At 68.4% G+C, this 6,289-nt stretch carries 7 protein-coding genes; all 7 read right to left on the bottom strand.

Going from position 1 to position 6,289, the window contains the following annotated elements; translation table 11 throughout:
* On the bottom strand, positions 1-757 hold a 757-nt coding region (locus tag VHL31_RS13925), incomplete at its 3' end, for an ATP-binding cassette domain-containing protein (protein WP_349262443.1).
* Positions 758-759: 2 nt separating this feature from the next.
* The gene (locus tag VHL31_RS13920; RefSeq protein ID WP_329661824.1) at positions 760-1,743 is read right to left on the bottom strand and encodes an ABC transporter ATP-binding protein; all 984 of its coding nucleotides are present in this window, start codon (positions 1,741-1,743) and stop codon (positions 760-762) included.
* On the bottom strand, positions 1,740-2,546 hold the full coding sequence (locus VHL31_RS13915) for an ABC transporter permease (protein ID WP_349262442.1): 807 nt from the start codon (positions 2,544-2,546) through the stop codon (positions 1,740-1,742). The genes VHL31_RS13920 and VHL31_RS13915 overlap by 4 nt, the downstream gene beginning before the upstream one ends.
* Before the next feature lie 35 nt (positions 2,547-2,581).
* Complete coding sequence (locus VHL31_RS13910) at positions 2,582-3,520, bottom strand: ABC transporter permease (RefSeq protein WP_329661822.1); 939 nt, start codon at positions 3,518-3,520, stop codon at positions 2,582-2,584.
* 6 nt (positions 3,521-3,526) lie between these two features.
* The gene (locus VHL31_RS13905; RefSeq protein ID WP_329661821.1) at positions 3,527-4,453 is read right to left on the bottom strand and encodes a proline iminopeptidase-family hydrolase; all 927 of its coding nucleotides are present in this window, start codon (positions 4,451-4,453) and stop codon (positions 3,527-3,529) included.
* Positions 4,453-5,346 carry a proline iminopeptidase-family hydrolase gene (locus VHL31_RS13900; protein ID WP_329661820.1) on the bottom strand — a complete coding sequence of 298 codons (894 nt, stop codon included), beginning with the start codon at positions 5,344-5,346 and terminating at the stop codon, positions 4,453-4,455. Before VHL31_RS13900 ends, VHL31_RS13905 begins: the two co-directional genes overlap by 1 nt.
* Positions 5,347-5,360: 14 nt before the next feature.
* Positions 5,361-6,263, bottom strand: coding sequence for a proline iminopeptidase-family hydrolase (locus tag VHL31_RS13895; RefSeq protein ID WP_329661819.1), 903 nt, complete (start codon positions 6,261-6,263; stop codon positions 5,361-5,363).
* Between the last annotated feature and the right edge of the window lie 26 nt (positions 6,264-6,289).

Here is a 6,289-nt window from a genome sequence, read left to right as displayed (position 1 = left end):
GATCGATCTCCGGGATCGCCTGGATCAAGGCGTCGGCATAGGGATGAAGCGGACGGCGGAAGACCTGCTCGACCGGTCCTTCCTCGACGATCCGGCCGAGATACATGACCGCCACCCGGTCGCATAAGCGGCGGACCAGGGCCAGGTCGTGCGCGATGAAGACGAGGGCGAGGCCCATCTTCTCCTTCAGCTCGATCAGGAGATTGATGATCTGCGCCTGGATCGACACGTCCAGGGCCGCCACGCACTCGTCGGCGATCACCAGCTTCGGCTCGATCGCGAGCGCCCGGGCGATCCCGACACGCTGGCACTGGCCGCCCGACAGCGTGCCGGGGCGCCGCTCCGCGAACTCCGGGCGAAGGCCAACCAGGGTCAGCAGCTCGCCGACCCGGCTGCGCAACTGGCCGCCCGACGCCTTGCCATGGACCTGCAGGACCTCGGCGATGATGTCGCCCACGCGGGCGCGCGGGTTCAAGGAGTTCAGGGGGTCCTGGAAGATCATCGCCGTCTGCCGGCGCAGCCTCGACCAGCCCGCGCGGTCGGCCACCTCCTGGCCGTCGAAGCGGATCGTGCCGCCCGTTGGCGGGATCAGCCCCATCATCGCCCGGCCGAGCGTGCTTTTGCCGCAGCCGCTCTCGCCGACCAGACCCAGCGTCTCGCCCGGGCGGATCATGAGCGACACGTCGTTCACCGCGCGCACGGTGCCGGCACCGGTCCGGAAATGGACGGCCAGCTGGCTGGCCTCGATCAACGGCACGCTCACGACGCCGCCTCCAGCACCGGCTCCGATACCGGGAAGAAGCAGGCCGCCTCGCTGCCATCCGCCTGTTGCAGCAGGTCAGGCTGGCGCTCCCGGCATGCCGGCCGCATCCGCTCGCAGCGGGGATGGAAGCGGCAGCCGCGCGGCATCGAGCCGGCCATCGGCGGCTGGCCCGGGATGCTCGGCAGGAGGCCGACCCCGCCGCCGCTGGCCGGCTGGCAGCGGATCAGCGCCTGCGTGTAGGGGTGGTGCGGGCTGGCCAGGACACGCCGCTTCTGGCCCTTCTCGGCGATCCGCCCAGCATACATCACGGCGATCCGGTCGCAGGTCTGCGCCACGACGCCGAGGTCGTGGGTGATCAGGAGCATCGAGACGCCGCGCCGGTCGCGCAGATCCAGCAGCAGGCGCAGGATCTGGGCCTGCACGGTCACATCCAGCGCCGTCGTGGGCTCGTCGGCGATCACCAGCTTCGGATCGCAGGCCAGCGCCGTGGCGATCATGGCGCGCTGCCGCATCCCGCCGGACAATTCGTGCGGATAGCTGTCGATCCTGGCACCGGGATCGGGGATGCCGACCTGGCGCAGCAGCTCGATGCCATGGGCGCGCGCCTCGCGGCGGCCAAGGCCCAGATGGTGCCGGACCGCTAGGCCGATCTGGTCGCCGATCCGCATGACCGGGTCCAGGTGGCTCGACGGGTTCTGGAAGATCATCCCGATCTGCCGGCCGCGCACCTTGCCCAGCGCCACCGGGTCGAGCCTTGTGATCTCGCGTCCCTCCAGCCGTACCGAGCCTGCGGTGACGGCAAGCGAGCCTGCCGGCAGGAGGCCGATCAGGGCCCGGCAGGTGACGGTCTTGCCGGAACCGCTCTCGCCGACCAGGCCCAGCACCTCGCCTTGTCCGATCGTGAAGGACACGTCCTCGACCACCGTCCCACGGGCGGATGCGACGGTCAGGCCCTGCACGTCGAGCAGCGGCGCGCTCATTCGCGGACTCCCAGGAACTCGGCCAGCCCGTCGGCCAATAGCGAGAAGCCGAAGGCCATGATCACGATCGCAAAGCCGGGAAATGCCGAGATCCACCAGGCGGTGGTGATGAAGCCCTGTCCCTCGGCGATCATGATGCCCCATTCCGCGGTGGGGGGCTGCACGCCCAGGCCCAGATAGGAGATCGACGAGCCGGACAGGATGACCAGCACCACGTCGGACATGGAGAACACGATCGAGCCGGTGATGGCGTTGGGCAGGATGTGGCGGAACAGGATGCGCGCATGGCCGAAATCCAGGCTTTTGGCGGCGAGCACGAAGTCGGCGTGCTTGAGGACCAGGACCTGGGCGCGGATCAGCCTCGCATAGGAGACCCAGCCGACCAGCGCCATGGCGATATAGAAGCTGGCAAGGCCCGGCCCCAGGATGGCGATGATCGCGATCATCAGGACCAGGAACGGGAAGGCCAGCACCACGTCGATCACCCGCATGAGCACGGTGTCGACGATCCCGCCGGCATAGCCCGCAACGGCCCCGATGCTGGTGCCGATGATGAACGGGAACACGACCCCGATGATGCCAATCTGCAGATCGACCCTGGCTCCCCAGATCACCCGGGACAGGACATCCCGCCCAAAATTGTCCGTGCCGAGCCAGTGCGCGGCCGATGGCGGCTGCAGGGCCACGGCCAGGTTCTGCGCGATCGGGTCGAAGGGCGCCACCCAGGGAGCGGCCAGGGCCAGGAGCGCCCAGGCGCCGACCAGCAGGATGCCAAGAACGAGCGGCAGCGGCAGCTTCGGCAGGCTGGCCGGCCCCGGCCGCGACGCGGCGAGGGCGCTCACAGCCGCACCCGCGGGTCGATCGCGACGGTCAGAAGATCGGCCAGGAAGTTGATCAGCACGGTCGCGACCGCAAAGGCCATCGCGACGGCCTGCACCACCATGTAGTCGCGGGCGAAGATCCCGCGGACCAGGAGCTGGCCCATGCCTGGGAGCGAGAACACCGTCTCGACCACGACCGAGCCGCCGATCAGCCAGCCGATGTTCACGGCCAGGAGGTTGACCGTGGGCACCAGCGAGTTCGGCAGGACGTGGCGGCGGAACACGACGCTTTCCGGCAGGCCGCGCGAGCGCGCCGCCATCGCCTGGTCCGAGCCGATCTCGGCGATCATCGCCGCGCGCAGGTTGCGGGTGAGCACGGCCGAGAGCGCCAGCGCCACGGTCAGGCAGGGCAGGACCATGTGGTGCAGCCGCTCCAGCCAGGTGTCGCCCCAGCCGGCCACCGGGAACAGGCCGAGCTTCACGCTGAACAGGATGATCAGCATGATCCCCAGCCAGAAGGCGGGCAGGCCCAGCCCGGCGGTCGACACGATCCGGATGGCATGGTCGGCCGTCCGGCCGCGCTGGCGCGCCGCGATCGAGGCCAGCGGGATCGCGATCAGGAGCGAGAGCAGGACGCTGCCGACCACGAGGCACACGGTCGGCAGGATCCGGTTCGCCATCAGGTCGAGCACGCCGATCTTGTAGACGATCGAGCGGCCCATCTCTCCCTGGGAGAGGTTGGAGAGGAAATAGGCGTACTGGGCCCAAAGCGGCTCATCCAGGCCGTACTGCTCGCGGATTCGGGCCAGGGCCGAGGGCGTGGCGCGCGCGCCCAGCAGCAGCCGCGCCGGATCGCCCGGGATCATCCGGATCAGCACGAAGGTGATGACGCTGATGCCGAACAGCACCGGGAGAAGCTGAAGGGGCCGCCAGAGGACGAAGCGGAACCGATGCATCGTTGGTCAGACTCGCTGGCGGTCGAGGAAGTCGAGCAGCGCGCGGCGATACGCCCGCGGCTCCTCGTAGAACGGCGAGTGCGAGCTGTTCTGGAAGATGCGGATCTCTCCGTTGGGCAGCGCGTTCAGCATGTGCATCCCGCAGGCCGGCGTGAGCACGTCGTGCTGGCCCTGGATCACCAGGGTCGGCCAGGTGAAGCGATGCAACTGGTCGATCCGGTTCCAGTCCCTGATCGAACCGGTATAGTGGTACTCGTTCGGCCCTTGCACCGCCATGTAGATCGGAAGGTTGAAGCCGGCCCGGCTGTCGGCCACCGGCTTGGGGCGCTCGGGCAGGCGGCGGATGTGCCGGAAGTCGAGCAGGTCGACCGCCGCCTTGTAGGCCGGGTGCGCATGGTTCCCCATCGCCTCGAAGCGCTGCATCATCGCGACCGTCTCGCTGCCGAGCGCTGCGCGCAGCCGCTCGATCTCCTGCAGCAGATGCGGGATGTCAGCGGCCGTGTCGGCCAGCACCATCGACGCGATCCGGTGCGGGTAGGTGAGGGCATACTCGATCCCGCACCAGCCACCCCAGCTATGGCCGAGAAAGTGGACGCGCTCGAGGTCCAACGCATCCAGCACCGCTTCGACCTCCTCGACATAGCGCTCCAGCGTCCAGAGCGACGGGTCGTCCGGATGGTCCGAAGCACCGGTGCCGAGCTGGTCGTGGACCACCACCCGGTAGCCGGCCTCGACGATCGGCAGGTGGGGTGCCCGCAGGTAGTTGCAGGGAAGGCCCGGGCCGCCGTTCAGGAGGAAGACGACCTCCGAACCATCGCCATAGGCGTAGGCCTTGACCTTGTGGCCGCCGCCGAGCGCGACCTCGAAGGTCGCGTCGGCCGGCCGTTCCTCCCAGACGACGAAGCCGTCGGCCAGGACCGAGCGCTCCGTCATCAGCGTCCCTTGTGACGGTTCAGGAAGTCCAGCAGCACCGGGTAGTAGGCGTGCGGCTCCTCGTAGAACGGCATGTGGCTGCTGTTCGGAAAGCAGTGCAGCTCCGCATCCGGCAGGGCCAGCTTCATCTTCAGCGCGCAGGCCGGCGTCAGCTCGTCGTGCTGCCCTGTCGTGATCAGCGCCGGCACGGTGATCTTGTGCATGCGCGGGATCCGGTTCCAGTCCTTCAGGTTGCCGGTGTAGAGGAACTCGTTGGGGCCCTGCATCGTCCCGTACGGCCCCATGTTCCAGCTGTCGAGCGAGCGCTTGACCGGGGCCGGCCACTCGTCCAGCCGGCAGACGTGGCGGTAGTTCAGGATGGTGACGGCCGCCTGGTATTCCGGATGCTCCAGCGTGCCCTCGGCCTCGTGGCGCTGCATCATCGCGACCGTTTCCGGCCCGAGTGCCGCGCGCAGCCGCTCCAGCTCTGAGATCAGGTGCGGCATGTCGCCGACCGTGTCCTCCAGAATCAGGGTCTTGAGCGCCTGCGGGTAGGTCAGCGCGTACTCGATGCCTAGCCAGCCGCCCCAGCTATGGCCGAGCAGGTGAACCTTGCCGAGGTTCAGCGCCTGGCGGACCTGCTCGGTCTCCTCGACATAGCGCCCGATCGTCCAAAGGGCGGTGTCGGTCGGATGGTCGGCCTTGCCGGTGCCGAGCTGGTCGAACGCGACCACGCGATAGCCATGGTCGATCAGGCAGGAATGCGCTTCCCGCAGGTAGTCGCAGGCAAGGCCCGGGCCGCCGTTGAGGCAGAACACGGTCTCGTCCCCTGAGCCGAACTCGTAGGCGACGACCTTGAAGCCGCCATCGATTGGGACCTCGTGGGTCTTTTCCGGCTCGATCTCACGCCACATGCAGATGCTCTCCTTCAACCGCGTGCGTCCTGTTCGTCCAGGAACGAGGCGACCAGCGCCATGCAGGCCTCCCGCTCCTCGACATGCGGCATGTGGCTGGACTGCTCGAAGATCGTCCAGCGCACGTCCTTGATGTTGTCCGCGAAGGGCTGCACCACCTTGGGCGTCGCCTCGTCGTAGCGGCCGGAGATCAGCAGGACCGGCACGTCGATCAGGTGCAGCCGGTCGATCACCGACCAGGACTTGAGCGTGCCGATCACGTGGAACTCGCTCGGGCCGTTCATGGTGAAATAGACGGTGGGATCGTCCTCGATCGCCTGGAAGGTGCGCGCCACCTCCTCGGGCATCGGCACGATCCGGCAGACATGGCGCTCGTAGAAGCCCTTCATCGCCAGGGCGTATTCGGCCGACAGCGTCGTGCCGGCCGCCTCGTGCGCCAGGAGGGTCGCCTGGAGTGCCGGCGGCAGTTCCTCGCGCAGCCGGTTCGCCTCCTCGACCCAAAGCTCCATCGAGGGCGGCGAGTTCGCGATCACGATCGAGCGCAGGCCGGCCGGTCGGCGCACCGCATGCTCGGAGCCCAGCATGCCGCCCCAGGACTGGCCGAACACATGATAGGAGCCGGCGATCCCCAGATGGTCCAGGAGGTTGTCGAGCTCGTCCAAGAACAGCCGGACGGTCCAGAACGCCGGACCCCGGTCGCGCAGATGGGTCGAGCGCCCGTTGCCGAGCTGGTCGTAATGCACGACCGCCCGGCCAGTGGCCGCGATGTCCTTCAGCGAATCGACATAGTCATGGGTGCAGCCCGGCCCGCCGTGCAGGACCACCAGCGGCGGGCGGCCACTACGCAGGTCGCCGGTCACCCGGTACCAGGTGCGCCATTCCCTAAACGGCGCTTCCCCTTCGCGAACCTCGGTCATCAGGACGTTCCGATCTTCCCCCGCGC

It is taken from the genome of Geminicoccus sp., from assembly GCF_036263595.1.
Lineage (GTDB): Bacteria > Pseudomonadota > Alphaproteobacteria > Geminicoccales > Geminicoccaceae > Geminicoccus.
Note: the sequence above shows the minus strand (reverse complement) of the source record. Positions and strands in the feature narration are given on the sequence as shown.